Source organism: Streptomyces sp. NPDC086080 (genome assembly GCF_044540255.1).
Taxonomy (GTDB): domain Bacteria; phylum Actinomycetota; class Actinomycetes; order Streptomycetales; family Streptomycetaceae; genus Streptomyces.
In genome coordinates this window covers 71,998-96,926 of the sequence record NZ_JBITRU010000031.1, presented here as the reverse complement: position 1 = coordinate 96,926, position 24,929 = coordinate 71,998, and the positions used below count along the sequence as shown (strand labels likewise).

Below are 24,929 nucleotides of genomic sequence, written 5' to 3'. Positions count from 1 at the left end.
CCGGGCGGGTACGGCGGTTCCGCACCCGCCCGGTGCTCGTCTCAGCGGCCGCTTCCCCGTTCGCGGCGCAGGCGGCGCAGGACGACGACGAGGTCCAGCAGGGCCGTCAGGGCGAGGAATCCACAGACGGCCGAGATGAAGATCAGCGGGCCGCGGCTGGGGCTGTCGCCCGGGTCGGCGCCGGCGGCCCAGACGGCGAAGAGGGCGCAGCCCGCTACGAAGAGGGGCAGGAAGAGGGCCGCGAGCAGGAGGCGCAGCCGCAGCGGGCTGCGGGCGGTGACCGGCTCGGTGCCGGTCCGGGGGAAGCGGCGCCCGACCGTGCCGGAGCGGGCACGGGAGACCGGCCTCCTGCCCTGGTCGGTGCGTTCGTCGCGCATGCCGCACACCTCCTCGGCCGCGTCGGGTGGGGCCGGGTAGCCGTCCGCGGCGAGGGCAAACCGGTGTCCGGGCATCCGTGGTGGGTACTCGTCCGCGGTGACCGCGCCGTGAGGAAGGACATCGCCTCATGCATCACGATCAGATCATCGGCAAGGTGCAGGCTCTCACCCGGCTGCCGGACCGGGGATCCGCCGAGAGGGCGACCCGTGCCGTGCTGACCACACTGGCCGAACGGCTGCCGTCCGGGCTCACCGGCCATGTGGCCGCCCAGTTGCCACCGACCCTGGCGGCCCCCATGCGGCAGGCCAGGGAGGCCGTCGCCGAGAACGAGCGTTTCGATCTGACGACGTTCGTCGGACGGATCGCCGGGCGTGCGGAGACGGACGAGGACGCGGCGCTGCGGGAGGCCGCCGCCGTACTGGAAGTGCTGGACGCCGCCCTGGCCCCGGAGCTGACGGAGAAGGTGGCCGCCGCCCTGCCCAAGGACATCGGCGGGCTGCTGCCCGCCGGGCGTGCCGCCGAGGATTCCGGCTGAGGAGGTGACCGGGGATGGTGTCCGAGTCCGTGACGATTCCCTCGGGCGGTGCGGTTCTGGCCGGTGATCTGGAGATTCCGGGCGGGGCACACGGCATGGTGCTGTTCGCGCACGGCAGTGGCAGCTCGCGGCACAGCCCCCGCAACCGGGCCGTGGCCTCCGCTCTGCGGTCGGCGGGGTTCGCCACCGTGCTCCTCGACCTGCTGACCGAGGACGAGGAGCGGGAGGACGCCCTGACGGGAGAGCACCGGTTCGACATCGGGCTGTTGTCACGGCGGCTGGCGCACGCGATCGACTGGCTGGAGCGGCGTCCGGACACCGTGGGTCTTCCGGTGGGACTGTTCGGGGCCAGTACGGGCGCGGCGGCCGCGCTGGTGGCGGCGGCGGAGCGTCCCGGGCGGGTGTCGGCTGTCGTGTCGCGGGGCGGGCGTCCGGATCTGGCGGGTGACGTGCTGACGGAGGTCGCGTCCCCGGTGCTGCTCGTCGTGGGCGGTGACGACGTGGCGGTTCTCGGGCTCAACCGTCAGGCGGCCGAGCAGCTGTCCGGTGAGGTCCGCGTGCACGTGGTGCCCGGGGCGACCCATCTGTTTCCCGAACCCGGGGCGCTGGAGGAGGTCGCCCGGCTCGCCGCCGATTGGTTCCGTGAGCATCTGTGACAGGGCGTGCGGCGAGCCGCAGCGTGGTGCGTGCTGCGGCTCGCCCTCGGTTCAGCGGTTCAGCGGTTCAGGGGGTTCAGCTGGTGCTGCACGAGACCGTCGGCCAGTTCCAGTTGCCGTTGGTCTGGATCGTCACCCCCCAGTTGTTGCCGCTGCCGTTGGACTTGGCGACGAGCGTCTGGCTGTTCGGGTAGGACGCGCTGACGTTCCACGTCGTCATGACCTTCGCCGGTGACGGCACGTTCATGGTCACGGTCCAGTTGTTCGCACCGGAGACCGCGACGTTGAGGTTGTAGCGGTCACCCCAGCTGCTTCCCGCCGACAGGGTCGCGGTGCAGGACGTGTCACCACCGCCACCACCGCCACCGCCACCCCCTCCCCCGCCGCCGGAACCGTCGGGGGCCACCGCGCGGCCCGTCGTCGGGGAGATCATGCCGGCGCACAGGCCCCGGGAGGCGAGGTTCTGCGCGATGCGCGGGATCGCGGCGATGGTGTTGGCCGGCCAGTCGTGCATCAGGATGACCTGCCCGTTGGTGAGCCGGGATGCGGCCTGCACGATGGCGTCGGTGCTCGCGTTGTTCCAGTCCTGCGAGTCGACGTCCCAGAGGACCTCGGTCAGGCCGTACTTGGCCTCGACCGAACGGAGCGTCGAGTTGGTCTCGCCGTACGGCGGGCGGAACAGCTTCGGTGTGCCACCGCCGGCGTTCGCGATCGCCTGCTGGGTGCGGGCGATCTCCGAGTCCATCTGGGACTGGCCGAGTTGGGTCATGTGGGGGTGGGTGTAGCTGTGGTTGGCGACCCACATGCCCGCGTCCACCTGGGCCTTGACCAGGGAGGGGTTGGCGGCGGCGTACTGGCCCTGGTTGAACATTGTGGCCCGCAGCCCGTTCTGCCGGAGCGCGTTGAGCAGGTTCGTGGTGGATCCGGTCGACGGGCCGTCGTCGAAGGTGAGTCCGACGTAGCCGTTGCAGGCGGCCGCCTGTGCCTCGGGTGCGTTGACGGTCGAGGTCATTGTTCCTGCCACGGTCAGTGCGGCGACGGCCAGGCCCGGGACCAGGTACCGGGTGACCGGTAGTCGTTTTCCGGTGCTCATGTGAGGGGTCCTCCTGGTACGGGGGTCAGCCGGCGCTGCAGGAGACCGACGGCCAGGTCCAGTTGCCGTTGGTCATGATCGTCGCTCCCCAGTTGTTGCCGCTGCCGTTGGACCTGGCGACAAGGGTCTGGCTGTCGGGGTAGGAGGCGCTGACGTTCCACGTCGAGGCGACCTTCGCCGGGGAGGGGACCCGCATGGTGACGGTCCAGTTGCTGGAGCCGCTCACCGAGACGTTGAGGTTGTAGCGGTCGCCGAACTTCTCACCGGCCGACAGGGTTGCGTTGCAGCCGCCACCACCGCCGCCACCACCGCCACCGCCACCGCCACCGCCACCGCCACTGGAGCCTTCACTCACCGTGATGTTGGAGTTGCCGCTGCTCTGGTAGCCCTCGGTGGCCATGATCATGTAGTTGTGGTTGCCCAGGTTCATCCCCTTGCTCGCCCAGGCGTCGAAGTGGTTGCCGCTGGTGATGGTGCCGCCGGTGCGCTTGGACTGCCGGACGCTCCAGTACTGGTCGAAGGTCTTGGTGCCCTCGATGGAGGGGGCGTTGTACCGGGTCGTCTTGTAGATGTCGTACGTGCCGCCGTCGGTGGTGACGGTGCCCTTGTACTCGCCGGTGGGCCGGTAGGTGCCCCAGTTGTCGACGATGTAGTACTCGATGAGCGGGCCGGTGGTCCATCCGTAGAGCGTCAGGTACGCGTTGCCGGACGGGTTGAAGCTGCCGGAGTAGCTGACGGTCTTGCGACCGCCGGTGCTCCAGCCCTTGCCCGCGACGAAGTTGCCGGTGTTGCTCCACTGGGTGCTGTAGTTGCCGCCGGAGCCCAGGTCCATGGAGACGGTTCCCTGGGCGTCGGTCCAGAACGAGTACCACCAGCCGTTGTTGGTGCCGGTCTGGTTCGTGGTGACGGCGGCGGTGGCGGTGGTGGCGGTCAGGAGCAGCGCGGTGACGGCGGCCAGCGCGATGGTCCAGACACTTCTGACGCTGAGCAGCAGGCGGCCGCGTTTGCGGCCCCTCGGGTGGGCGGACACATTCATGTGGTGCGCCTCCTGTAACGGCTCGGTGGGGAGGTCAATGCCGGACAGGTTGGCCTGTGCGCGTCAACGCGTCAACAGTTTCGGTGAATGTTTCGAAATCTTCGCTTGATCAAAAAGGCGTTCAACATCATGTCATCGCAGCTCAGACGATGTACTGAACCGGTCAAGTTCAGGAACGACGCAAATGAGACGCGATGATTGTCGAAGCCGGATGCCACATCATCGAATGTTTCGATGCGGATGCTCGTTCCGCGCCGACAGGGTCCGCGCCCCGGTGGCCCCGTCTCACATGGGTGTCGTCCAGCGCGGGGCCGTCTCCGCCCAGGCCGTGTCCCAGTGGGACAGGTTGCGGCGGCGCAGCACCCGGCCGGTCAGGGCGTGGACGGCGGCGCCGGTGAGGACGGTGCCGATGGCGGCGAGGAGGGCCCAGCCGACGGCACGGCTGCGCACCTCCTGGGAAGTGAGCGGCGGGTCCGTCGCCTCGCCGTCGGCGGTGATCCAGATACGGACGGTGTTGTCGGCGGTCAGTCCCGGCTCGACCTCCGCCCGGGTGTGGCGCGTCCGGCCCTCGCGGGTGACGACGCGGACCTCGACCGGGTAGCGGGTCTGCTTCTCCTCGTCCGAGCCCGGCTCCGGGTGGCGGGGGGCGTTCTCGGTGAGCGTCGCGTTCGTCTCGTAGCGGGTCCGGTGCTGGTGGCGGGCGATGTCCTCGTAGTGGCCCCGGGCGGCGTCGCCGACGAGGACGGCGGCCACGGGCGCCACGGCCAGCACGATGATCAGCACGGCGAGGCCGGTCCACGCCTGGAGGCGGTCGGTCCGGCGGCGCAGGGGGTTGCGCCGCCAGCGCCACAGCAAGGGGCGCGGAGGAGGGCCGGGGGGCGGCTGTGCCGGAGGGATCTCACCCTTCACGTCGTCTCTCCTCTCGTGTGCGAGTCGGCGGCTCCTGTACGAGGTCGCCCGTCGTGCGTGCGTGAGCGGCTCGTACGTGCGTGAGCGGCCCGTACGCGCGTGATCCCGCCGGCTCCCGCGGGAGCCGGCGGAGGCCGGAAGGGGGTCAGAAGGTGCCGTCGGCGGAGGGGTGGTGGTGCGCCGAGGCGAGCAGCCCGGCGGCGCCCCGGACGGCGGCGGTGTGCGGGGACGGCACCGGCTGGACCGCGCAGCCGAGGCTGTCGGGCAGGTCGCGGGTGATGTCGGGGCGCAGCGCGCCGCCGCCGGCCAGCAGGACGCCCCTGCGCAGGGCGGTGCGGGTGAGCGCGGTGCGGTCCTGGCGCAGCATGGCCGTCACCATCCCGGTCACCGCCTCGGTGATCAGCTCGGGCGCCGAGCCGTCGGCCAGGTCGCCGGTGCCCAGGGCGGTGCGGCGGGCATCGGTGACCGCGCCGTCCGCGAGCAGCACCACCTCGGTGAGGTGGGCGCCGATGTCGACCACCAGCAACGGCCGGATGTGGTCGGCGCCGGCGGCGAGCGCCACCGCCCGCGCGCCGGGGACCGTCAGTACGGCGCGCGGACGGAGGACTTCCACGGCCGTACGGGCCGCGGTCCGGAAGGCGAGCCCGTCCAGCACGGGTGCGGTCACGACGACCAGGGGGCGGCCGATCCTGGGCATCCGGTGCCCGAGCAGCCGGTCCAGCATCCGGGCCGTGCCGGCGGTGTCGACGATGGTGCCGCGCTGGATGGGGTGGACGGCACCGGTCCCCGGGAAGGTCACGGTGGGCACGTCGAGGACCATGCCCCGCCCCGCGATCCACGCGCGGGTGCGGGCGCTGCCCAGGTCGAGAGCGATCCCTGAGCAGCGCCGGCACAGCGGCCAGTGCCGGTGACGTACGGGTGCCGGCCGGGGGTGCCGGATCGCTGTCACCGGCCGGCCTCCCTCACCTGCTGGCAGCGCCCGCAGTAGCGGGCCTGGGGGACGATCAGCAGGCGGTGGCGTTCGACCGGGCGACGGCACAGATGACAGATGCCGTAGTCCCCCGAGTCCATCCGGGCGAGTGCCGCCTCGACATCGGCGAGCACCATGCGCGCGGAGGCGGCGAGTTTGACGCCGACCTCGATCTGGGCGGCGTCCGCCCGGCGGCGACGGTCGTCGGCCCGGGTCGAGAAGGCGAACTGCCGCAGCTGCTCCTGCCGGAACAGCCGCTGTTCGTGCAGGTTCTCACGCAGCGCGGCAAGGTCCTCGGGTGTGAGGACCGTGTGGGGCTCGTCGATGGTCTGGTGGGTCACCACTGCACCCCTTGGGCAGAGCGGGGAGGGAACGAGGGACGTGAGGGGGTCAGGCGCGGCTCTGGCAGGCCACGCAGTAGCGGGTGTGCGGGAGGATCTCCAGCCGCTCCGGCGGGACGGACTTCGAGCAGCCCAGACAGGTGCCGTAGGTTCCGGCCTCGACCCGGGCGAAGGCCTCGTCGATCTCGGCGAGGACGCGCTTGATGGCATCCTGCTGGTTCGACATCAGGTGGTCGCCGGGGCTCTGCCCGGTTTCGTCGAGCGCCTTGAGCTGTGCCAGCCGGGTCGTGCGGGCGTGTTCGAGCCGCTGACGGACCTCGTCCGCGGCCGGGTGTGCGGTTCGCGGTTCGGTGCGGGGCAGGTCGAGCGACACGGAGGGTCCTCCTCAGGACGTACGGGTGATGTCCTCACCCTCGCCCGTTTCCGGCGTGGGGCCCATCGGGCGCGGTACCCATCTGTGCCGGGTCCGAGGACCCACCCCGTGCGGCGTGGGTCCGGCGGGCGGGTGGAAATGGGGCGTGGGGCCCATCGACGCGGGGGGCTTTCGGCGTGCACGCTGGCCGCTGTCCGCCCGGGACAAGGGGGCCGACGCCGCGGAAGCGGGCGCGGTGACCGACAGTAGAGGCAGACGAGAAAGAGGAAGGCGTGACCTCGGTGTCCCTGTACTGGCGGATCTTCGGGCTCAACGCGGTGGTGCTGGGCTTCGCCACCGCGCTGCTGCTGTGGGCTCCGGTGACCGTGTCCGTACCGGTTCTGCTCACCGAGGCGGTGATCCTCGTGGGCGGGATGGCCGTCATGCTCGTCGCCAACGCGGCCCTGCTGCGCATCGGGCTGGCCCCGCTGGACCGGGTGACCCGGCGGATGACCACCGTCGACCTGCTGCGCCCCGGTCAGCGGCTGCCCGTGCGCGGTAACGGTGAGGTGGCCGAGCTGGTCAGCGCCTTCAACGCGATGCTGGAGCGGCTGGAGGGCGAACGCGTCGCGAGCAGCGCCCGCGCCATTCTGGCCCAGGAGGCCGAGCGTCGGCGTATCGCCCAGGAGCTGCACGACGAGGTCGGGCAGAGCATGACGGCGGTGCTGCTGGCGCTGAAGCGGGCCGCGGACGAGGCGGAGGAACCGCTGCGGGGTGAGCTCCAGCAGGCGCAGGAGATCACCCGGGAGAGCCTCGACGAGGTCCGTCGGCTGGTGCGCCGGCTGCGTCCGGGCGTGCTGGACGATCTCGGTCTGGTCAGTGCGGTGACGTCGCTGGCCACCGAGTTCGCCACGCACACCGGGCTGCGCGTGCGGCGACGATTCGACGCGGATCTGCCCGTGCTCGACCACGAGTCGGAGTTGGTGATCTACCGTGTGGCGCAGGAGAGTCTGACCAACGCCGCCCGGCATGCGGAGGCACGGAACGTGGAGGTGAGCCTGCGCGGTGCCGAGGGGAATGTGGTCCTCGAGGTGGCCGACGACGGGCGCGGCATCGGTGCCGCGCAGGAGGGTGCCGGTCTTCGTGGAATGCGGGAACGGGCGCTGCTGATCGGGGCCAGGCTGGACATCTCCAGCCCGGACACGACCTCCAGGGCCCCCGCGGCCGCCGCAACAGGAAACGGGACACGGATCCGGCTCGCCGTGCCCACCGTCAGGAAGCAGTCATGACCCATCAGGAAACCCCCGCCGACCCGGCCGACCCGGGGACGCAGCCGAAGATCCGGATTCTGCTCGCCGACGACCACGCGCTGGTGCGGCGCGGCGTCCGGCTCATCCTCGACCGGGAGCCGGATCTGGAGGTGGTGGCCGAGGCCGGTGACGGTGCGGAGGCGATCGCCATGGCCCGTACCCATGACGTCGACCTGGCGGTCCTGGACATCGCCATGCCGCGGCTGACCGGTCTGCAGGCCGCCCGCGAGCTGACCGCGCTGAAGCCGGGGCTGCGCATCCTGATGCTGACGATGCACGACAACGAGCAGTACCTGTTCCAGGCGCTGAAGGCGGGCGCCGGCGGATATGTGCTGAAGTCCGTCGCCGACCGCGATCTGGTCGCCGCCTGCCGGGCCGCGATGCGGGACGAGCCGTTCCTGTACCCGGGGGCGGTGACCGCCCTGATCCGCAACTACCTGGACCGGGTGCGGCACGGGGAGGAGGCGCCGGAGCAGTTGCTGACGCCCCGTGAGGAGGAGGTGCTGAAGCTCGTCGCCGAGGGCCACTCGTCGAAGGAGATCGCCGAGCTGCTGTTCATCAGCATCAAGACGGTGCAGCGGCACCGGGAGAACCTGCTGAACAAGCTGGGACTGCGGGACCGTCTCGAGCTGACCCGTTACGCCATCCGCGCCGGGCTCGTCGAACCTTGACGGGCGACCCGCGGGGACAGGTGTCCCGCTCTCCGTTCCGCGCGGCCGCGGCGGCCTTCGCCGCCTTCGCGGCCGTGCTGCTGGCGCTGGGGGTCACCGGCGGCGCCGAGTTCGTCCCCCGCGCCGGGGCCCCGGCCTCCGTCCTGCCGGCGTCACCGGTCCCGTCGTCGTACTCCTCCGACACCCGTCCGTACAGCGACGACGCCTACGTCTGCGCCCGCACGCTGCTCACCCGGCTGGAGCGGGACGCCGGTGAGCGGACGGTGTACGCCGGGCATCTGCTCTTCACCGCGGCGCACACCCCGCGGATACCGCCCCGGCCGGCGCGGCCCGCGCCGGTGGCCGGACACGCGCCGCCCGCCGCCGCGCACATGCCGTCGAATCCGGGGCGGGCACCGCCCGCGGCCTCCAGCGCCTGAGATCCCCTTTTCCTCTTTTCCGCGTGCCTGCTGGAGGCATCTGTGAAACGTCCCGCCCGCGTCAGGGCGTTGTTCGCGCTCGCCGTGATCGCCGCATCCGTGTTCATCGCCGTCACCGTTCCGGTCCGTCTGGGCCTGGATCTGCGGGGCGGCACCCAGATCGTGCTGGAGACCCGTGACAGCGAAACCGTGAAGGCCGACGGGGAGGCCACCGACCGCACCCTGGAGGTGCTGCGCGGCCGGGTCGACGCGCTCGGGGTGGCCGAACCGGGCATCGTCCGTTCCGGTGAGAACCGGATCATCGTCGAACTGCCCGGTCTGCAGGACCCGCGGCAGGCCGCCGACGTCCTCGGCCGTACCGCACAGCTCTCCGTCCATCCGGTGCTCGGCGCCGCCGCCCCGACGGACAAGCCGAAGGAGAAGGGCGAGGAAATCCTGGCCGACGAGTCCGGCGAGCGGCTCCGGCTGGGCCCCGCGGCGCTCAGCGGCCAGGACGTCAAGGACGCCGAGGCGCGTTTCGACCAGCAGACCGGCGCGGGCTGGCACGTCACCGTGGATTTCGAGGACGACAAGGGCTGGGCCAAGCTGACCGGTGACGCCGCCTGCAACCCCGCGGGGGATCCGCAGCGCCGGGTCGCGATCGTCCTGGACAACAAGATCATCTCTTCGCCGCAGGTCGACCCGTCCGTCTCCTGTGGCGCGGGCATCACCGGCGGGTCCACCCAGATCACCGGTTCCTTCACCAGTGACGAGGCCAAGGAGCTGGCCCTGCTGGTCAAGGGCGGCGCGCTGCCGGTGCCGGTCGAGACGGTCGAGCAGCGGACCGTCGGGCCGACGCTGGGCGCGGAGGCCATCGAGGCCAGCGCGTGGGCCGCCGTCGTCGGCACCGCCCTGACCGCGATCTTCATCATCGTCGTCTACCGGCTGATGGGCGTCCTGGCCACCCTGGCCCTGGTCTGCTACGGCCTGATCTCCTACGCCGGTCTCGCGGCACTCGGCGCGACCCTGACCCTGCCCGGCCTGGCCGGTTTCGTCCTGGCCATCGGTATGGCGGTGGACGCCAACGTGCTGGTCTTCGAACGGGCGCGTGAGGAGTACAGCAAGCGCAACCGGCCCAGCAGCCGCTCGGCCCTGACCGCCGGTTTCAAGGGCGCGTTCAGCGCCATCGCGGACTCCAACGTCACCACGCTCATCGCGGCGGTGCTGCTGTTCCTGCTCGCGTCCGGTCCGGTGAAGGGCTTCGGTGTCACGCTGGCCATCGGTGTCGTCGCGTCCATGATCAGCGCCCTGGTGATCACCCGGGTGCTGGCCGAGTTCGCCGTGGAACGCAAGTGGGTGCACCGGCGGCCGGCCTTCACCGGTCTGGCGTCGATCGGACGCGTGCGTACGTACCTCACCCGCCGCAACCCGCAGCTGATGCGGCATCCGCGCCGCTGGCTGGCGGTGTCCGCCGTCGTGCTGGTCATCACCGGCGCGGGCATCGTGGTGCGCGGGCTGAACTTCGGCGTGGAGTTCACCGGTGGCCGCCTGATCGAGTACTCCACCAGCACCACCGTCGACCCGGACCGGGCCCGGGAGGCGCTGGCCGACGCCGGATTCCCGCAGGCGGTCGTGCAGTCCTCCGGGGACGACAAGCTGACGGTGCGCACCGAGGAACTGACCAACGCGGAGGCGGTCAAGGTCGCCGACGCCATCGCCGAGGTCGGCGGCGGGGCGGAGAAGGTGCGTGACGAGCTGATCGGCCCGAGCCTCGGTGACGAGCTGCGCCGCAACGCGCTGATCGCGCTCGGTCTGGCGCTCGCCGCGCAGCTGGTGTACCTGGCCTTCCGGTTCCGCTGGATGTTCGGTACGGGGGCGGTGGCGGCACTGGCCCACGACGTGATCATCCTCACGGGAATCTTCGCCTGGCTGGGCAAGCCGATCGACGGCGTGTTCCTGGCCGCGCTGCTCACCGTGATCGGTTACTCGGTGAACGACTCCGTGGTGGTCTTCGACCGGATCCGCGAGTTGTGGCGGAAGGACAGCAAGGCGCCGTTGGCCGATGTGACCAACCTGGCGATCCTGCAGACGGTGCCCCGTACGGTCAACACCGGTATCGGTGTGATCTTCATCCTGGCCGCGCTGGCGTTGCTGGGGGGCGACTCGCTCACCGACTTCGCGCTCGCGCTGCTGATCGGCATGCTCGTGGGCACGTACTCGTCGGTCCTGACCGCCTCGCCGCTCGCCATCGAGCTCGACGCGTTCGCCGGTGACGGCGGCAAGGGCGGCCGGGGGCGGGGCCGGAGCCGTGGTCGCGGTCGCGGTCGCGCCGGTTCCGCGCGGGCGAAGTCCGGCGCCGCGAAGGAGCCCGGCCGGGCCGAGGCCACCAGCACGGGCAAGTGACCCACAGGCAGCCCGCAGCCGTTCCCGGTTCCGGGAACGGCGGCGGGCTGCCGCGTGGCCGGCCCGCAGCCACCCCACGGCTCCCGCACCGCCGGCGCACCGGTCCTGCTGCGGCCAGCGCGACCGCCCTACGAACCTTCGGGATACAGGCGCCACGCCGCCGCCCCGCGAAAACCGGTCCCCCGCGACGCGCGAGTGCCACGCCACCCCCGGCACACGGGCTCCGCGCCGCCACCCACATGCAAGCGCCACCCCCGCCCCGGCACACGTGGCCCTCACCGCCGACGCACGGGACCTGCATCAGCACCGGCGCGACCGGCCGCCCACGACCCACCGGCACACAGGCGCCACGCCGCCGCCCCGCGAAAACCGGTCCCCCGCGACGCGCGAGTGCCACGCCACCCCCGGCACACGGGCTCCGCGCCGCCACCCACACGCACACCCCACCCCCGCCCCGGCAACACGGCCCCCGCACCGCCGCCCCACGGAACCCGTCACCCGCGAGGCGCGAGTGCTGCGGCGTCCCCTGGACGTGGGGCGTGCGCCGCCGTCGGGGTGCTGTGGCCGTCCTGCTCGTCCTGTTCCCGTCGCCGGGAGGCGAACTGGGTGCGGTACAGCTCCGCGTAGCGGCCACCCGCGGCCAGCAGCGTCTCGTGCGTGCCGCGTTCCACGATCCGGCCGGCCTCGACCACCAGGATCAGGTCGGCCGCCCGCACGGTGGACAGGCGGTGGGCGATCACCACCGCCGTCCTGCCCTCCAGCGCCTCGGTGAGGGCCTCCTGGACGGCGGCCTCGGAGGTGTTGTCCAGATGGGCGGTGGCCTCGTCCAGGATGACGACACGCTGGCGGGCCAGCAGCAGCCGCGCGATGGTCATGCGCTGGCGCTCCCCGCCGGACAGCCGGTAGCCGCGTTCGCCGACCACCGTGTCCAGACCGTCGGGCAGGGCCCGTACGAGGGCGTCCAGGCGGGAGCGGCGCAGGGCGTCCCACAGGTCGGATTCACTCGCGTCCGGCCGGGCCAGCAGCAGGTTGGCGCGGACCGTGTCGTGGAAGAGATGGCCGTCCTGGGTGACCATGCCGAGGGTGGCGCGCAGCGAGGCGGCGGTGAGGTCGCGGACGTCGACGCCGCCCACGCGTACGGCGCCCGAGTCGACGTCGTACAGCCGCGGCAGCAGCCCGGCGACGGTCGACTTGCCCGCGCCGGAGGAGCCGACGAGGGCGACGGTCTGCCCGGGTTCGGCGCGGAAGGAGATGCCGTGCAGGACCTCCTCGCCGCCGCGCGGGTCGAGGGCGGCGACCTCCTCCAGGGAGGCCAGGGAGACCTTGTCGGCGGAGGGATAGCCGAAGCGGACGTCGTCGAACTCCACGGAGACCGGGCCCTCGGGCACCTCGCGCGCGTCGGGCGCGTCGCGGATGAGCGGCTCGAGGTCCAGGATCTCGAAGACCCGCTCGAAGCTGACCAGCGCGCTCATCACCTCCACCCGTGCCCCGGCCAGTGAGGTGAGCGGTGCGTACAGCCGGGTCAGCAGCAGCGCCAGCGCCACCACCGCGCCGGGCTCCAGCACACCGCTGAGGGCGAGGCGGCCGCCGAGTCCGTAGACCAGGGCCAGGGCGAGGGCCGAGACAAGGGTCAGCGCGGTGATGAACACCGTCTGCGCCGTCGCCGTACGGACGCCGATGTCGCGGACCCGGCGGGCACGGACGGCGAACTCCTCGGACTCCTCCTCGGGACGGCCGAACAGTTTCACCAGCGTGGCGCCGGGCGCGGAGAACCGCTCGGTCATACGGGTGCCCATGGCGGCGTTCAGGGCGGCGGCCTCACGCTGCATTCCGGCCATGCGGCGGCCCATGCGCCGGGCCGGGATCACGAACACCGGCAGCAGCGCCAGCGCCAGCAGGGTGATCTGCCAGGACAGGGTGAGCATCACGGCAAGGGCGAGCACCAGGGTGACCACATTGCCGACCACCGTCGACAGGGTGTTGCTGAAGGCCCGTTGGGCGCCGATGACGTCGTTGTTGAGACGGGAGACCAGCGCTCCCGTACGCGTGCGGGTGAAGAACGCGACGGGCATACCCTGGACATGGTCGAACACCGCCGTCCGCAGGTCGAGGATGAGTTCCTCACCGAGCGCCGCCGACAGTCTCCGGCCGAATACGCCGAGGGTGGCCTCCACAATCGCGATCAGCGCGATGAGCAGGGCCAGCCGGACGACCGTGGCCTCGTCGCCGCCGGACACGATCGCGTTCACGACCCGCCCTGCGAGCACGGGGGTGGCGACGGCGAGCGCCGCGGTCGCCGTGCCGAGCAGCACGAACAGGATGATCCGGCGGCGGTGCGGGCGGGCGAAGGCGGCGATGCGGCGCAGTGTCTCCCGCGTCACGGGACGGTGCTCGTCCTGGGCGGACATGACGCTGCGCAACTGTGTCCACGCGGTGGTCTCCATACTCATGAGTGCGAAGGTAGGACCTCGACCATGATTGAGGTCAAGGACGTGGCGGTCGCGACCCGCCGTCGGCGCGCGGGAGGCAGGGCGCGGCCGGTGAGTCACGGACGGCCCGTCACCTCCTGTGTGTGCTGCCGCTGCTCGTGACGGTGGTCGCGGTGCGGCACCGGTCGGTGCCGGCCGGCCGGTCGTGGTGCTGACGGACCGTGTGGAGGATGCCGCCCGGCTCGCCGCCGCAGCGGGACCGTATGGCTCGTTCGCGGGCCGGTGAGCCCCGCCGTGGTACGAACTGCCCCTCGGATACGGCAGGATGAGCGATCGGGCCGACCGCAGGTCAGGACGGCCGGCGCGCCGTACAACCCGGTACATCCCGGTACATCCCGTTGAACTCGAGCAGGTGACCACGTGACACGACCTCACATATCCCCGTCGGACCGTGTATGCGCCGGAGGTGTGCGGTGACCCGTTCGCTCACCATGAACGATCTGGTGTACGCCGGTATCGCCCTCGCCGCCGGTCTGCTGGCGGCGTTCCTGCTCCGCGTGCTGCTGCGCCGGCTGGGCCGGCTGGCGGAGCGGACCGGCTGGCGCGGGGACGACGTCCTCGTGGACGCGCTGCGCATGATCGCGCCGTGGGCGGCGGTCGCGGGCGGCATGGCCTCCGCGGCGGCGGCACTGCCGCTCACCCGGACGGTGCAGCACAACGTCAACCAGGCGCTGACCCTGCTGGTGATCTTCGCGGCGACGGTGTCGGCCGCCCGGGTGATGGCGGGGCTGGTGGCCTCGGTCACCCAGGCCCGCTCCGGTGTCGCCGGGTCGGCGACCATCTTCATGAACATCACCAGGATCCTGGTCCTGGCGATCGGTTTCCTGGTGGGCCTGCAAACGCTGGGCATCTCCATCGCCCCGCTGCTCACCGCCCTCGGCGTCGGCGGTCTGGCGGTGGCGCTGGCGCTTCAGGACACGCTCGCCAACCTGTTCGCGGGCATCCACATCCTCGCCTCCAAGACGGTGCAGCCGGGTGACTACATCCGGCTGAGCAGCGGGGAGGAGGGTTATGTCGAGGACATCAACTGGCGCCAGACGACCGTCCGCGCGCTGTCCAACAACCTCGTGGTCATCCCGAACGGCCAGCTCGCCAAGACGAACATGACCAACTACATGCGGCCCGAGCAGCAGCTGACGATCCTGGTGCAGGCCGGGGTGTCGTACGACAGTGATCTGGAGCAGGTGGAACGAGTGACGATGGAGGTCGTCGCCGAGGTGATGACCGGGATCACCGGTGCCGTGCCGGAGCACGACCCGGCCGTGCGCTTCCACACCTTCGGGGATTCCCGTATCGGGTTCACCGTGATCCTGGGCGTGGGCGAGTTCAGCGACCAGTACCGGATCAAGCACGAGTTCATCAAGCGCCTGCACCGCCGCTACCGCGAGGAGGGCATCCGCATCCCCTCCCCCGCGCGTACCGTGGCGCTCCAGCAGGGTGCGGTGATGTTCCCCCAGCAGCGCGACGCGGAGTCCGCACCGGACGACATGATCACGACCCGGCCGATCTGAGGGCCGGGCGCGTGCCCCTGAGCGGTCCGCCTCGACGACGCGCCCGATGCCCGTCCCGGCGGCCCGCCCCGACGCCCGGCTCGTCACCGGCCCGTTTCCGTGAGCGTCCCGAGGGGCTCTCGCACGCCCCGCGGGCGGCCGGGTCCGGGCGGGGCCGGTCAGCCGCCGAGCGTCCCCGGTGGTGTCTGCTCCGCCCAGATGACCTTGCCCTCCTTGGTGTAGCGCGTGCCCCAGCGCTCGGCGAACTGGGCCACCAGGAAGAGGCCCCGTCCACCCTCGTCCATGCCGGCCGCATAGCGCAGATGCGGCGAGGTGCTGCTGTGGTCGGAGACCTCGAGGACGAGCGCACGGTCGCGGATCAGCCGCGCCTTGATCGGCCCTGTGGCGTGGCGCACGGCGTTGGTGATCAGTTCGCTGCAGATCAGCTCCGTGGTGTAGACGAGATCCTCCAGCTCCCACTCCATGAGCCGGGCGGAGACGGCAGCGCGTACCCGGCTGACGGCGGCGGGGTCGCGCTCCACGTCCCACTCGGCGACCTGCTCCGGCCCCAGCACCCGCGTACGGGCGACGAGCAGGGCGATGTCGTCGCTCCGGGACTCGGGGAGCAGGGCGTCGAGCACGGCGTCGCAGGTCCCCTCGGGCGACGGGTCCGCGCGCGCCAGCGTCTCGCGGAGCAGCCGGAGACCGACGTCGATGTCCAGGGCCCGGCGCTCGACGAGGCCGTCCGTGAACAGGACGAGCCTGCTGCCCTCGGCCAGACTCAATTCGGTGGCCTCGAAGGGCAGCCCGCCGATGCCCAGGGGAAGGCAGGGCGGCACGTCCAGGAACTCCACCCTCCCGTCGGGATGGACGAGCGCGGGCGGCGGGTGACCGGCGCTGGCGATGACACAGGTGCCGGACACGGAGTCGTAGACCGCGTACAGGCAGGTGGCGCCGGTGACGGTGGTCGCGTCGCCGGCCGTGATCGCCTCCTGGTCGATCAGGGTGACCAACTCGTCGAGATGACTGAGGAGTTCCTCCGGCGGCAGGTCCAGGGGCGTGGAGAAGTTGTGCACGGCGGTACGCAGCTGCCCCATGGTGGCCGCGGCATGCAGTCCGTGCCCGACGATGTCGCCCATGACCAGCGCCACCCTGGCGCCCGGCAGCGGGATGACGTCGAACCAGTCACCGCCGACCGCCTGGGCGGGGAGGTAACGGGAAGCGACCTCGACGGCGTTCTGCTCGGGCAGCCCGCGGGGCAGCAGTCTGCGCTGCAGCGCCACGGCCAAGCCGTGCTCGCGGGTGTAGCGGCGCGCGTTGTCGACGGAGACGGAGGCTCGGGTGGCCAGTTCGGCCGCGAGGGAGAGATCGTCCTGATCGAAGGGCTCGGGCTTCTCGGAACGCCAGAAGTGGACCATGCCGAGCAGCACGCCGCGGGCGAACAGCGGCGCCGTGATGAGCGAGTGGATCCCGTAGTCGACGACACGGGAGCCCCGCGCGGGGTCCAGCTCCACTTCCCGCCACTGCGTGGACTCCCGCAGATGAGGCACCAGGACCGCCACGCCGCTCTCGACGGCGCGGGCCTGTGGGGAGGACGGCGAGAACGTCAGCCGGTCGCCGACGGCGAACAGGGGAGCATCGTCGCGGATGCCGCTGATGGCCGCACGCTGCATCCGTCTGATGCCGGTGCTGGTGCCGTCCGCCGCCCCCAGTTCCTCCTCGCGCAGCACGGACTCGGCCAGGTCGACGGTGACGTAGTCGGCGAAGCGCGGAACCGCGACCTGCGCCAGCTCTTCGGCCGTACGGGTCACGTCCAGCGTGGTGCCGATGCCGCCGGTCGCGTCGTAGAGCAACTTCAGTCGCCACCGGACCAGCTCGACCCTCTGCGACGCCTCGCCGATCATCCGCATCACTTCTTCGGTGCCGACCTCCTCCTCTCCGGCGACCGCGGCGACCGCGAGCCGCGCGGACGCGGCGCCCACCGAACCGGCGAGCTGGGCCTCCACGTGATGGACCAGCTCCGGCGGCGCTTCGGCCGCCGGTGAGTCGGGTCTCTTTCCGGGAGAGGAGCGCAGCACGCGTCGGGCGCCCTCCCGGCCCAGGAAGCGCTCCAGCAGGGTCTGCAGCTCGCCGACCGTGGCACGGGCCTGCCGGCGTCGCTCCCTGAAGGGTTCCTCCCGGACCCCGGCGAACTGCACCGCCTGCGCCCGCTCCGCAGCGCCCGGTCGGTCCGCGAGCGAGACGACGACATACCCGCCGACGTTCACCAGCGCACTCCAGAACATCGCATGACTGATCGGGTCCATCGCCGGCATGCCGAACAGCCGTTGCGGCCGAAGCAGCCCGATGCCGAGCGGGCCCTCCTGCAAGAACGAAGCGGACAGCAGCTCGGCATCGGCGAAGGTCGGCAGCACCAGGGTGTACGCCCACACGACGAACCCCGCCACCAGGCCGACCAGCACGCCCCGGCGGGTTCCGCCCTTCCAGAACAGGCCGCCCAGGATGGCGGGCGCGAACTGTGCCACGGCCGCGAACGACACCAGACCGATCGACACCAGTGCCGTCTCCCCGCCCGCGACCCGGAAGTACGCGTACCCGAGCAGCAGGATCAGCACGATGGCGGCCCGGCGAATGCCCAGCACCAGCCCGGCGAGGTTGTCCCGGCGCGCCAGCCTGGACTTGCTGCGCAGCAGCAGCGGCATCACGAGTGAGTTCGACACCATGGTGCTGAGCGCGATCGTCTCGACGATGATCATGCTGGTGGCCGCGCTGAGGCCACCGATGAAGACGAACAACGCGAGTGCCTCCTGGCCTCCGGCCATCGGCAGGGTCACCACATAGGTGTCGGCGTCGGCTCCCGTCCCGAACCGCAGAAGCCCGCCGGCCGCGATCGGAAGGACGAAGACACTGATCACGAGCAGGTACAGCGGGAACAGCCACAGCGCCCGTTTGAGGTGCCTCTCGTCGACGTTCTCGACCACGCCGATCTGCCACTGGCGGGGCAGCAGCACGATCGCCAGCATGGACAGCACCATGTGCCAGACCCAGGAGCCGTAGCCGGTCTGCCCCTGCAGCGTGAACAGCGTGGTGTGGCCGGCGTCCGCGGCCCGGGAGAACAGGTCGCCGAACCCCCGGAACATCCAGAAGACCACGAAGATCCCGACGGAGAGGAACGCCACGAGCTTGACCACGGACTCGAACGCGATGGCGGCGACCATGCCCTCGTGGCGTTCGGTGGCGTCCAGATGACGGGTGCCGAAGAGGATGGTGAACGCGGCGAGCACCAGCGCCGCGTACAGCCCGGTGTCCTCCAGCATCGGGATGTGGCTCAGTTCCGCGGCGGAGGTGCTCTCGGGGTGGCGCCGCAGGGTCGCGAAGGTGATGGAGACCGCTTTGAGCTGCAGTGAGATGTAGGGAATGACCCCCACCACCGCGATGATCGTCACCAGAGCACCCAGTGCGGTGCTCTTGCCGTAGCGGGCGGATACGAAGTCGGCCAGCGAGGTGACCCGGTGCCGGCGGCTGATCCGGATGATTCTGCGCAGCACCAGCCAGCCCAGCGCGAGCATGATCGTCGGCCCCAGGTAGATCGGCAGGAAGCCGACTCCTTCCCTGGCGGCCCATCCCACGCTGCCGTAGTACGTCCACGAGGTGGCGTACACGCCGAAGGACAGCGCGTAGACCGTGCCGTTGTTGATGATGCTCCGGCCGGAATCCGCCCGCCGGTCACCGTAGAAGGCCACGGCGAAGAGCAGGCCGAGGTACGCGGCCGAGACGGCGACGATGAACCAGGTCTGGAGCACTGCCTACCTCGATCTGCCGCCGATCACGGCGACCAGACCGATCGTGATCGCCCACACGAGGAACAGGTAGGCCGCGAGAACGGGGACGCCGAACACCTGGCCCACGCGGTCGAACCGCGCCAGGAACGGCGGAATGATCAGCACGAACCCCAGCACCGCCACGACCCTCAGGCGCAGGCCGACCTGCTCGTCCCGCGACTCCGTCATGAGCCGCCTCCCCATCCTCGATGTCACACGCCGTGACGTACGCCTACATGCTGGTCATGTCACACTGCAGCCTCGACCCACGCCGCGGTGACGCGCACTCCGCTCAGTTCAACACGGCACCGGGACCCCCGCTACCTCGCTGAACCGGCACTCCCAGCCCTCGCTGGGGACGGCGAGGGCGAGCCGCCGTCCTGGGCCGAGCCCAGTCGGGTGGTGTCGCTGAGGGCCCGACGGGCCGGGCGCCCGAGGACATGCGGCCCGTGCCCCCTGTCGAGCCGCGGGCCGTCACAAGATATCTTGATGTCGAGCAATGTTGCAGACGTGGAGCGGAGCACCCGGTGACTGACTCGACCATCATCTATACGCACACTGACGAGGCCCCGGCCCTGGCGACGTATTCCTTCCTGCCGGTGGTCCAGGCGTACGCCTCGCAGGCGGGTGTCACCGTGGAGACGCGTGACATCTCGCTCGCCGGGCGCATCATCGCCGTGTTCCCGGAGTACCTGACCGAGGACCAGCGCATCCCGGACGCCCTCGCCGAGCTCGGCGAGCTGGCGAAGACGCCCGCGGCCAACATCGTCAAGCTGCCGAACGTCTCGGCGTCGATCCCGCAGCTCAAGGCCGCGATCGCCGAACTCAAGGGCCAGGGCTACGCGCTGCCGGACTACCCGGACGACCCGAAGACCGACGAGGAGCGCGAGGTCCGCGCCCGCTACGACAAGATCAAGGGTTCGGCCGTGAACCCGGTCCTGCGTGAGGGCAACTCCGACCGCCGCGCCCCCGCCTCGGTGAAGAACTACGCGAAGAACCACCCGCACCGCATGGGCGCCTGGTCCGCCGACTCCAGGACCAATGTCGCCACGATGGACGCGGACGACTTCCGCTCCACCGAGAAGTCGGTCGTCATCACCGAGGACGGCGCGCTGCGCATCGAGCTCAAGGGCGACGACGGCACCACCACCGTGCTCCGCGAGTCCGTACCGGTCCTCGCGGGCGAGGTCGTCGACGCCTCCGTGATGCGCGTCGGCGCGCTGCGCGAGTTCCTGACCGCGCAGATCGCCCGCGCCAAGCAGGAAGGTGTGCTGTTCTCGGTGCACCTGAAGGCCACGATGATGAAGGTCTCCGACCCGATCGTCTTCGGCCACGTGGTGCGCGCCTTCTTCCCGAAGACCTTCGCCCAGTACGGTGACAAGCTCGCCGCGGCCGGCCTCACCCCGAACGACGGTCTGGGCGGCATCTACAAGGGCCTGGAGGCCCTGCCCGAGGGCGCCGAGATCAAGGCGTCCTTCGACGCCGAGCTCGCCGAGGGCCCGGAGCTGGCGATGGTCGACTCCGACAAGGGCATCACCAACCTGCACGTCCCCTCGGACGTCATCGTCGACGCCTCCATGCCGGCCATGATCCGTACCTCGGGCCACATGTGGGGCCCGGACGGTCAGGAGGCCGACACCCTGGCCGTCCTGCCGGACTCCAGCTACTCCGGCGTCTACCAGGCCATGATCGACGACTGCCGCGCCAACGGCGCCTACGACCCGTCCACCATGGGCTCGGTCTCGAACGTCGGTCTGATGGCGCAGAAGGCCGAGGAGTACGGCAGCCACGACAAGACCTTCGAGATCCCCACCACGGGTACCGTCCGGCTGGTCGACGGCAACGGCGACGCCGTCCTCGAGCAGGCCGTCGCCGCCGGTGACATCTTCCGCGCCTGCCAGGCCAAGGACGCCCCGATCCGCGACTGGGTGAAGCTGGCCGTCACCCGCGCCCGCGCCACCGGTGACCCGGCGGTGTTCTGGCTGGACGAGGACCGCGCGCACGACGCCAACCTGATCGCCAAGGTGAAGCAGTACCTGCTGGAGCACGACACCGAGGGCCTGGACATCCGCATCCTGAGCCCGGTCGAGGCGACCAAGCTGTCGGTGGAGCGCATCCGCCGCGGCGAGGACACCATCTCGGTGACCGGCAACGTGCTGCGCGACTACCTCACCGACCTGTTCCCCATCCTGGAACTGGGCACCAGCGCCAAGATGCTGTCGGTGGTCCCGCTGATGGCGGGCGGCGGCCTGTTCGAGACGGGTGCCGGCGGCTCCGCGCCGAAGCACGTGCAGCAGCTGGTGAAGGAGAACTACCTGCGCTGGGACTCGCTCGGTGAGTTCTTCGCGCTGGTGCCGTCGCTGGAGCAGTACGCCACGACCACGGGCAACAGCCGCGCCAAGGTCCTCGCCGAGACGCTGGACCGGGCCACGGCGACCTTCCTCAACGAGGACAAGTCCCCGACCCGTCGCGTCGGCGGCATCGACAACCGCGGCAGCCACTTCTACCTGTCCCTGTACTGGGCGCAGGAGCTGGCCGCGCAGACCGACGACGCGGACCTGGCGAAGGCCTTCGCCCCGCTCGCCGAGACGCTCGCCGCCCATGAGGCGAAGATCGTCGAGGAGCTGAACGCCGTGCAGGGCAAGCCGGCCGACATCGGCGGCTACTACCAGCCCGACCCGGCCAAGGCCGCCGCGGTGATGCGCCCGTCCACCACGTGGAACGAGGCGCTGGCGTCCCTGAGCTGACGCGAGCAGCCCTTGTCCTCCGCCCCGGCCGGCGATGCGCCCGGCCGGGGCGGAGCCGTATCCGCCGACCGGGCGGCTCACCACTCACGTGGGGCGATCAGCTCCTCGGCATCGGCGTCCGCGAAGCCATAGGCGCGGGCGACGAACCGGAACTCCTCGGCGATCTCCTCCCGGGCCACCGTCTCGATCTCGCTGCCGGCCGCCTCGAACGCGGCCTCGAGGCCGTTGAACTCCTCGGTGGCGGCGCGGGTGAGGGCGTAGAGGGCTGCAAGGTCCGCGGGCGGGTCCGCCTCGATGCGTTCGCACAGGGCGAGCAGGACGGCCCGGCCCCGGTCCACGACGTGGTCGGGGTAGTAGTCGTCCCGGTACAGGGCGCGCAGGAACGGACGGGCTGCGACGTGCTCGTTGCTGATCGGCATGAGGGGCCTCGGTCGTCGGCGTTGTCAGTGGCATGTGGCACCTTGATCCTTCCGCACACCACTGACAACACCTTCGGAGCAGCCGTATGACCGTCCCGCCGTCCTTCGAGTTCCTCGCCGGCGCCCCGGACTCCCCCGTGATCCTCCATGTGCCGCACTCCGCGCGGGAGATACCGGCCGACGTGCGGTCCGGGATCGAGCTGGACGACGCCGCACTGGAGCGGGAACTGGACCACATCACGGACGCGCACACCGCGTCGATCGCCGAGGCGGCCGCCGAGGCCGCCGGTGTCGTGCCGTGGCGGTTCGTGAACCGGATGTCCCGGCTGGTCGTCGATCCGGAGCGGTTTCCGGACGAGCGGGAGGAGATGCTGGCGGCCGGCATGGGGGCGGTCTACACCCGGACCACCCACAAGGACGTGCTGCGGCCCGACGGGTTCGACGCCGGTCCGCTGATCGAGCGGTACTTCCAGCCGTACGCGCGGGCGATGACGGAGGCGGTCGCGGGCCGGCTCGCGGCGACCGGGCGGGCCGTGATCATCGACGTGCACTCGTATCCGAGCGCGCCGCTGCCCTACGAACTGCACGGTGAGGGTCCGCGCCCCGAGGTGTGCCTCGGCACCGATTCCTTCCACACACCGCCCGGACTCCTGGACGCGGCCCGGGAGGCGTTCGCGCCGTGCGGACGGACGGGGCTGGACAGCCCGTTCGCCGGGACGTACGTACCGCTGGAGTTCTACGGGAAGCGGCCGGAGGTGTCCGCGCTGATGGTGGAGATCCGCCGGGACACCTACATGGCGGAACCGGGCGGCCCGGCGGGCCGGGGCCTCCCCCACCTCGCCACGGCACTCGCCGCCTTGGTCGACGCGGTGTCCGGCTGACACCGCGGTCGCGGCCGGTACGCGCGGCCACCGCGGTCCGCACGGGCCGACGGCACCCGGCAGGACACCGTGCTCAAGCGGCCGGACCGGTGGCCACTTCGGCACGCACCCGTCCACCGACCGGTCCAGGCGTCCGCACGAGCTTGCGACCCCGCCCGCCACGGCCCGGGTTCCTCTCGCGGGCGGTGACCGGCTCGCTGTCCGGACCCCGGTCGGGTCGTCGGCCCGCTGGACGGGGCACGGCAGCGGGCCGCGCGGCTCGACCCGGCCGCGATCACCCGGGGAGATCGCGACTCGGGGCATCGGGATCATCGAACGCCCGACCGCCGACGAGGAAACCGACCCGGGGCCGGCCGGCCGTGACGGCGTCGGCCCCGCCGGACAGTAGCCGCCACAGGCTTTCGGTGTCCGTGACGCCGCCGGGGAGACGGCGGCTCATCGCCACGATCGCGATCGGTTCGCCCGGGGCCGCAGAGGCGGGGAGCGCCGCCGCCTGCTCGGTGTCCGTCACCTGCTCGATCAGGTGGTCGGTGAGCGCGGTCGGGGTCGGGTGGTCGAAGACCGGGGTGGCCGGGACACAACGCCCGCCCGCCCCCGGCGCCCCGCACGGGGGCGGCCGGGCGCGTGGCGGGCGGCCGGGCGCGTGGCGGGCGGCTCCGGGACGGGCAGGGCACGAGGGCGGAGCCGGCGGCGGCCGAGGGCGCTGCGGACGGGTTCCGGGACGGGCAAGGCACGAGGGCGGAGCCGGCGGCGGCCGGGCGCGTGGCGGACGGGTTCCGGGACGGGCAAGGCACGAGGGCGGAGCCGGCGGCGGCCGGGCGCGTGGCGGACGGGTTCCGGGACGGCCCGGGCACGAGGGCGGAGCCGGTGGCGGCCGGTGCCCCTCCCCCGTCCCCGGAGGGGTCACGCGCGGAGCCACTCCGTGGTGACCACCTCGTCGCCGGTGCGCAGGCGGAGGGCCAAGGGGCCCGAGGGGGAGGTCTCCGCGGTGAAGCGGCCCAGGTCGTCGGCGGTGAGTACCGCGGTCGCCCGCGGGCCGGCCAGGACCTCGATGCGGGCCGGCTGGGGCGGCAGCACCTGACCCATCAGGCCCTGCGCGCTCACCTCGACGTCCAGTGTCACCTCGCCCGCGCTGAACGTCAGCATGCGCGGCGGGTCCGCCGCCCCCCTGACCGGGATGGCGTCGACCAGCGAGTCGAAGGTCAGCTCGGCCACCCGCGCGTCGAGGTCGTGCAGCGCGTAGGCGTCGACGGCGATCTGCAGCAGGGCGGGAGGCACCGGGTCCAGGACGGCTGCCGCCTGCCGGAGTTCCTCCTCCAGCAGCCCGCTCTCCACGTCCCCGTCAGGGGCCGTGCCGTATTCCGCGTCGTCGCCCATGTCACCCGTCCCGGTCATGTCGCTCACGCCGCCCCCCGTGCCTCGAGCCGGGCCCGCAGCCGGCGCAGACAGCGCTGGCGCAGCGGCCCGATGCTGCCCACCGCGATGCCGAGCGCGGCGGACACCTCCTGATAACTGGGCGGTGGCGAGGCGATCAGCACGCGCAGCAACTGCCTGCACCGCTCGCCGAGTTCCTCGAACTCCTGCCACATGCGCCGTACCCGCTCGCTCTGCGCGGCCGTCTCCTCCGCCTCCAGCAGCGACTGTTCCGGCACACCGTCCTCGCTGGCCCGGTCCAGCAGCTGCGGATCGTCCGTCAGCATCAGCCGGCGCGCGTTCCTGTGCACCTTCAGGCACTCGTGCCGTGCGGTACTGGCCAGCCAGGAGCCCGCCTTCTCGGGCTCCCGGAGCCGCCCCAGATGCTGGGCGAAGCGGAACCACACGGTCTGGCAGACCTCGTGCGCGTCGGCGTCGGAGAGCCGGTGTGCGCGCACCACGGACCACACCAGGGGGCCCAGCCCTTCCACGATCGCCTTCCAGGCCGCCGCGTCCCCGTCGGTCGCGGACCGGACCAACGCGCCGACTTCACTACGCTCCACGGTCCCACCCCTCGTGTACGGCACGTCATGGTACGCCGCGGAGGGGACGGCTCC

The 24,929-nt window shown here is 71.7% G+C and carries 22 protein-coding genes and 1 pseudogene; 9 read left to right on the top strand and 14 right to left on the bottom strand.

All coding sequences use genetic code 11. The annotated features are described in order from the left end of the window. Positions 1-41: 41 nt before the first annotated feature. Positions 42-452 (bottom strand): DUF6343 family protein, encoded by a 411-nt coding sequence (locus ACIF9R_RS29930; protein WP_399985509.1) that lies wholly within the window; start codon positions 450-452, stop codon positions 42-44. A gap of 53 nt (positions 453-505) precedes the next feature. On the opposite strand from ACIF9R_RS29930, the gene ACIF9R_RS29925 reads away from it, so the two are divergent. After that, complete coding sequence (locus ACIF9R_RS29925) at positions 506-913, top strand: DUF2267 domain-containing protein (RefSeq protein WP_399985508.1); 408 nt, start codon at positions 506-508, stop codon at positions 911-913. Between the two features lie 14 nt (positions 914-927). Next, positions 928-1,569, top strand: coding sequence for a dienelactone hydrolase family protein (locus ACIF9R_RS29920; RefSeq protein ID WP_399985507.1), 642 nt, complete (start codon positions 928-930; stop codon positions 1,567-1,569). A 76-nt stretch (positions 1,570-1,645) separates the two neighbouring features. Here the strand turns inward: ACIF9R_RS29920 and ACIF9R_RS29915 are convergent, their stop codons facing one another. From ACIF9R_RS29915 to ACIF9R_RS29890, 6 genes are all read right to left on the bottom strand, one after another. Next, positions 1,646-2,662, bottom strand: coding sequence for a polysaccharide deacetylase family protein (locus ACIF9R_RS29915; protein WP_399985506.1), 1,017 nt, complete (start codon positions 2,660-2,662; stop codon positions 1,646-1,648). Between the two features lie 25 nt (positions 2,663-2,687). Continuing rightward, positions 2,688-3,698, bottom strand: a complete 1,011-nt coding sequence (locus ACIF9R_RS29910) for a glycoside hydrolase family 11 protein (RefSeq protein ID WP_399985505.1) — start codon at positions 3,696-3,698, stop codon at positions 2,688-2,690. Between the two features lie 285 nt (positions 3,699-3,983). Then, positions 3,984-4,607, bottom strand: a complete 624-nt coding sequence (locus ACIF9R_RS29905) for a hypothetical protein (protein ID WP_399985504.1) — start codon at positions 4,605-4,607, stop codon at positions 3,984-3,986. 145 nt (positions 4,608-4,752) lie between these two features. Continuing rightward, positions 4,753-5,556, bottom strand: coding sequence for a rod shape-determining protein (locus ACIF9R_RS29900; protein WP_399985503.1), 804 nt, complete (start codon positions 5,554-5,556; stop codon positions 4,753-4,755). Continuing rightward, the gene (locus ACIF9R_RS29895) at positions 5,553-5,921 is read right to left on the bottom strand and encodes a TraR/DksA family transcriptional regulator (RefSeq protein ID WP_399985502.1); all 369 of its coding nucleotides are present in this window, start codon (positions 5,919-5,921) and stop codon (positions 5,553-5,555) included. Before ACIF9R_RS29895 ends, ACIF9R_RS29900 begins: the two co-directional genes overlap by 4 nt. Positions 5,922-5,967: 46 nt before the next feature. Next, a complete protein-coding gene (locus ACIF9R_RS29890) occupies positions 5,968-6,291 on the bottom strand; it encodes a TraR/DksA family transcriptional regulator (RefSeq protein ID WP_399985501.1) in 324 nt (107 codons plus the stop codon). A 272-nt stretch (positions 6,292-6,563) separates the two neighbouring features. Between ACIF9R_RS29890 and ACIF9R_RS29885 the strand changes: the two genes are divergently transcribed. From ACIF9R_RS29885 to secD, 4 genes are read left to right on the top strand one after another with little or no spacing between them, the layout of a single operon-like run. After that, positions 6,564-7,559 (top strand): HAMP domain-containing sensor histidine kinase, encoded by a 996-nt coding sequence (locus ACIF9R_RS29885; protein WP_399985500.1) that lies wholly within the window; start codon positions 6,564-6,566, stop codon positions 7,557-7,559. Next, positions 7,556-8,251 carry a response regulator gene (locus tag ACIF9R_RS29880; RefSeq protein WP_399985499.1) on the top strand — a complete coding sequence of 232 codons (696 nt, stop codon included), beginning with the start codon at positions 7,556-7,558 and terminating at the stop codon, positions 8,249-8,251. Before ACIF9R_RS29885 ends, ACIF9R_RS29880 begins: the two co-directional genes overlap by 4 nt. A gap of 20 nt (positions 8,252-8,271) precedes the next feature. Further along, on the top strand, positions 8,272-8,670 hold the full coding sequence (locus ACIF9R_RS29875; RefSeq protein ID WP_399985498.1) for a hypothetical protein: 399 nt from the start codon (positions 8,272-8,274) through the stop codon (positions 8,668-8,670). 42 nt (positions 8,671-8,712) lie between these two features. Then, positions 8,713-11,052: a protein translocase subunit SecD gene (gene secD / locus ACIF9R_RS29870; protein ID WP_399985497.1), complete on the top strand. Its 2,340-nt coding sequence runs from the start codon at positions 8,713-8,715 to the stop codon at positions 11,050-11,052. Between the two features lie 494 nt (positions 11,053-11,546). Here the strand turns inward: secD and ACIF9R_RS29865 are convergent, their stop codons facing one another. Then, on the bottom strand, positions 11,547-13,496 hold the full coding sequence (locus ACIF9R_RS29865) for an ABC transporter ATP-binding protein (protein ID WP_399985534.1): 1,950 nt from the start codon (positions 13,494-13,496) through the stop codon (positions 11,547-11,549). Positions 13,497-13,954: 458 nt separating this feature from the next. Between ACIF9R_RS29865 and ACIF9R_RS29860 the strand changes: the two genes are divergently transcribed. Further along, the gene (locus tag ACIF9R_RS29860) at positions 13,955-15,052 is read left to right on the top strand and encodes a mechanosensitive ion channel family protein (RefSeq protein ID WP_399985496.1); all 1,098 of its coding nucleotides are present in this window, start codon (positions 13,955-13,957) and stop codon (positions 15,050-15,052) included. Positions 15,053-15,210: 158 nt separating this feature from the next. Here the strand turns inward: ACIF9R_RS29860 and ACIF9R_RS29855 are convergent. Continuing rightward, positions 15,211-16,920 (bottom strand): annotated as a pseudogene (locus tag ACIF9R_RS29855) (SpoIIE family protein phosphatase); the annotation flags it as partial. A 1,917-nt stretch (positions 16,921-18,837) separates the two neighbouring features. Then, entirely contained in the window at positions 18,838-19,041 is a 204-nt protein-coding gene (locus ACIF9R_RS29850) for a hypothetical protein (protein WP_399985495.1), read from the bottom strand. Positions 19,042-19,379: 338 nt separating this feature from the next. On the opposite strand from ACIF9R_RS29850, the gene ACIF9R_RS29845 reads away from it, so the two are divergent. Further along, on the top strand, positions 19,380-21,599 hold the full coding sequence (locus ACIF9R_RS29845) for an NADP-dependent isocitrate dehydrogenase (protein WP_399985494.1): 2,220 nt from the start codon (positions 19,380-19,382) through the stop codon (positions 21,597-21,599). Positions 21,600-21,676: 77 nt separating this feature from the next. Here the strand turns inward: ACIF9R_RS29845 and ACIF9R_RS29840 are convergent, their stop codons facing one another. Next, on the bottom strand, positions 21,677-22,018 hold the full coding sequence (locus ACIF9R_RS29840) for a DUF5713 family protein (protein ID WP_399985493.1): 342 nt from the start codon (positions 22,016-22,018) through the stop codon (positions 21,677-21,679). 86 nt (positions 22,019-22,104) lie between these two features. Here ACIF9R_RS29840 and ACIF9R_RS29835 point away from each other — a divergent pair, with 86 nt between their 5' ends. After that, positions 22,105-22,899: an N-formylglutamate amidohydrolase gene (locus ACIF9R_RS29835; RefSeq protein ID WP_399985492.1), complete on the top strand. Its 795-nt coding sequence runs from the start codon at positions 22,105-22,107 to the stop codon at positions 22,897-22,899. A 274-nt stretch (positions 22,900-23,173) separates the two neighbouring features. Here ACIF9R_RS29835 and ACIF9R_RS29830 read toward each other — a convergent pair whose 3' ends face one another. From ACIF9R_RS29830 to ACIF9R_RS29820, 3 genes are all read right to left on the bottom strand, one after another. Next, on the bottom strand, positions 23,174-23,410 hold the full coding sequence (locus tag ACIF9R_RS29830; RefSeq protein WP_399985491.1) for a beta-ketoacyl synthase N-terminal-like domain-containing protein: 237 nt from the start codon (positions 23,408-23,410) through the stop codon (positions 23,174-23,176). A 392-nt stretch (positions 23,411-23,802) separates the two neighbouring features. Further along, complete coding sequence (locus tag ACIF9R_RS29825) at positions 23,803-24,276, bottom strand: hypothetical protein (RefSeq protein WP_399985533.1); 474 nt, start codon at positions 24,274-24,276, stop codon at positions 23,803-23,805. A 23-nt stretch (positions 24,277-24,299) separates the two neighbouring features. After that, positions 24,300-24,875, bottom strand: a complete 576-nt coding sequence (locus ACIF9R_RS29820; protein WP_399985490.1) for an RNA polymerase sigma factor — start codon at positions 24,873-24,875, stop codon at positions 24,300-24,302. Positions 24,876-24,929: the final 54 nt, after the last annotated feature.

Coding starts and splice junctions, on each gene's coding strand:
- ACIF9R_RS29930 (WP_399985509.1), bottom strand. CDS start 452: ATGCCCGGACACCGGTTTGCCCTCGCCGCGGACGGCTACCCGGCCCCA.
- ACIF9R_RS29925 (WP_399985508.1), top strand. CDS start 506: ATGCATCACGATCAGATCATCGGCAAGGTGCAGGCTCTCACCCGGCTG.
- ACIF9R_RS29920 (WP_399985507.1), top strand. CDS start 928: ATGGTGTCCGAGTCCGTGACGATTCCCTCGGGCGGTGCGGTTCTGGCC.
- ACIF9R_RS29915 (WP_399985506.1), bottom strand. CDS start 2,662: ATGAGCACCGGAAAACGACTACCGGTCACCCGGTACCTGGTCCCGGGC.
- ACIF9R_RS29910 (WP_399985505.1), bottom strand. CDS start 3,698: ATGAATGTGTCCGCCCACCCGAGGGGCCGCAAACGCGGCCGCCTGCTG.
- ACIF9R_RS29880 (WP_399985499.1), top strand. CDS start 7,556: ATGACCCATCAGGAAACCCCCGCCGACCCGGCCGACCCGGGGACGCAG.
- ACIF9R_RS29865 (WP_399985534.1), bottom strand. CDS start 13,496: ATGGAGACCACCGCGTGGACACAGTTGCGCAGCGTCATGTCCGCCCAG.
- ACIF9R_RS29850 (WP_399985495.1), bottom strand. CDS start 19,041: ATGACGGAGTCGCGGGACGAGCAGGTCGGCCTGCGCCTGAGGGTCGTG.
- ACIF9R_RS29840 (WP_399985493.1), bottom strand. CDS start 22,018: ATGCCGATCAGCAACGAGCACGTCGCAGCCCGTCCGTTCCTGCGCGCC.
- ACIF9R_RS29835 (WP_399985492.1), top strand. CDS start 22,105: ATGACCGTCCCGCCGTCCTTCGAGTTCCTCGCCGGCGCCCCGGACTCC.
- ACIF9R_RS29825 (WP_399985533.1), bottom strand. CDS start 24,276: ATGGGCGACGACGCGGAATACGGCACGGCCCCTGACGGGGACGTGGAG.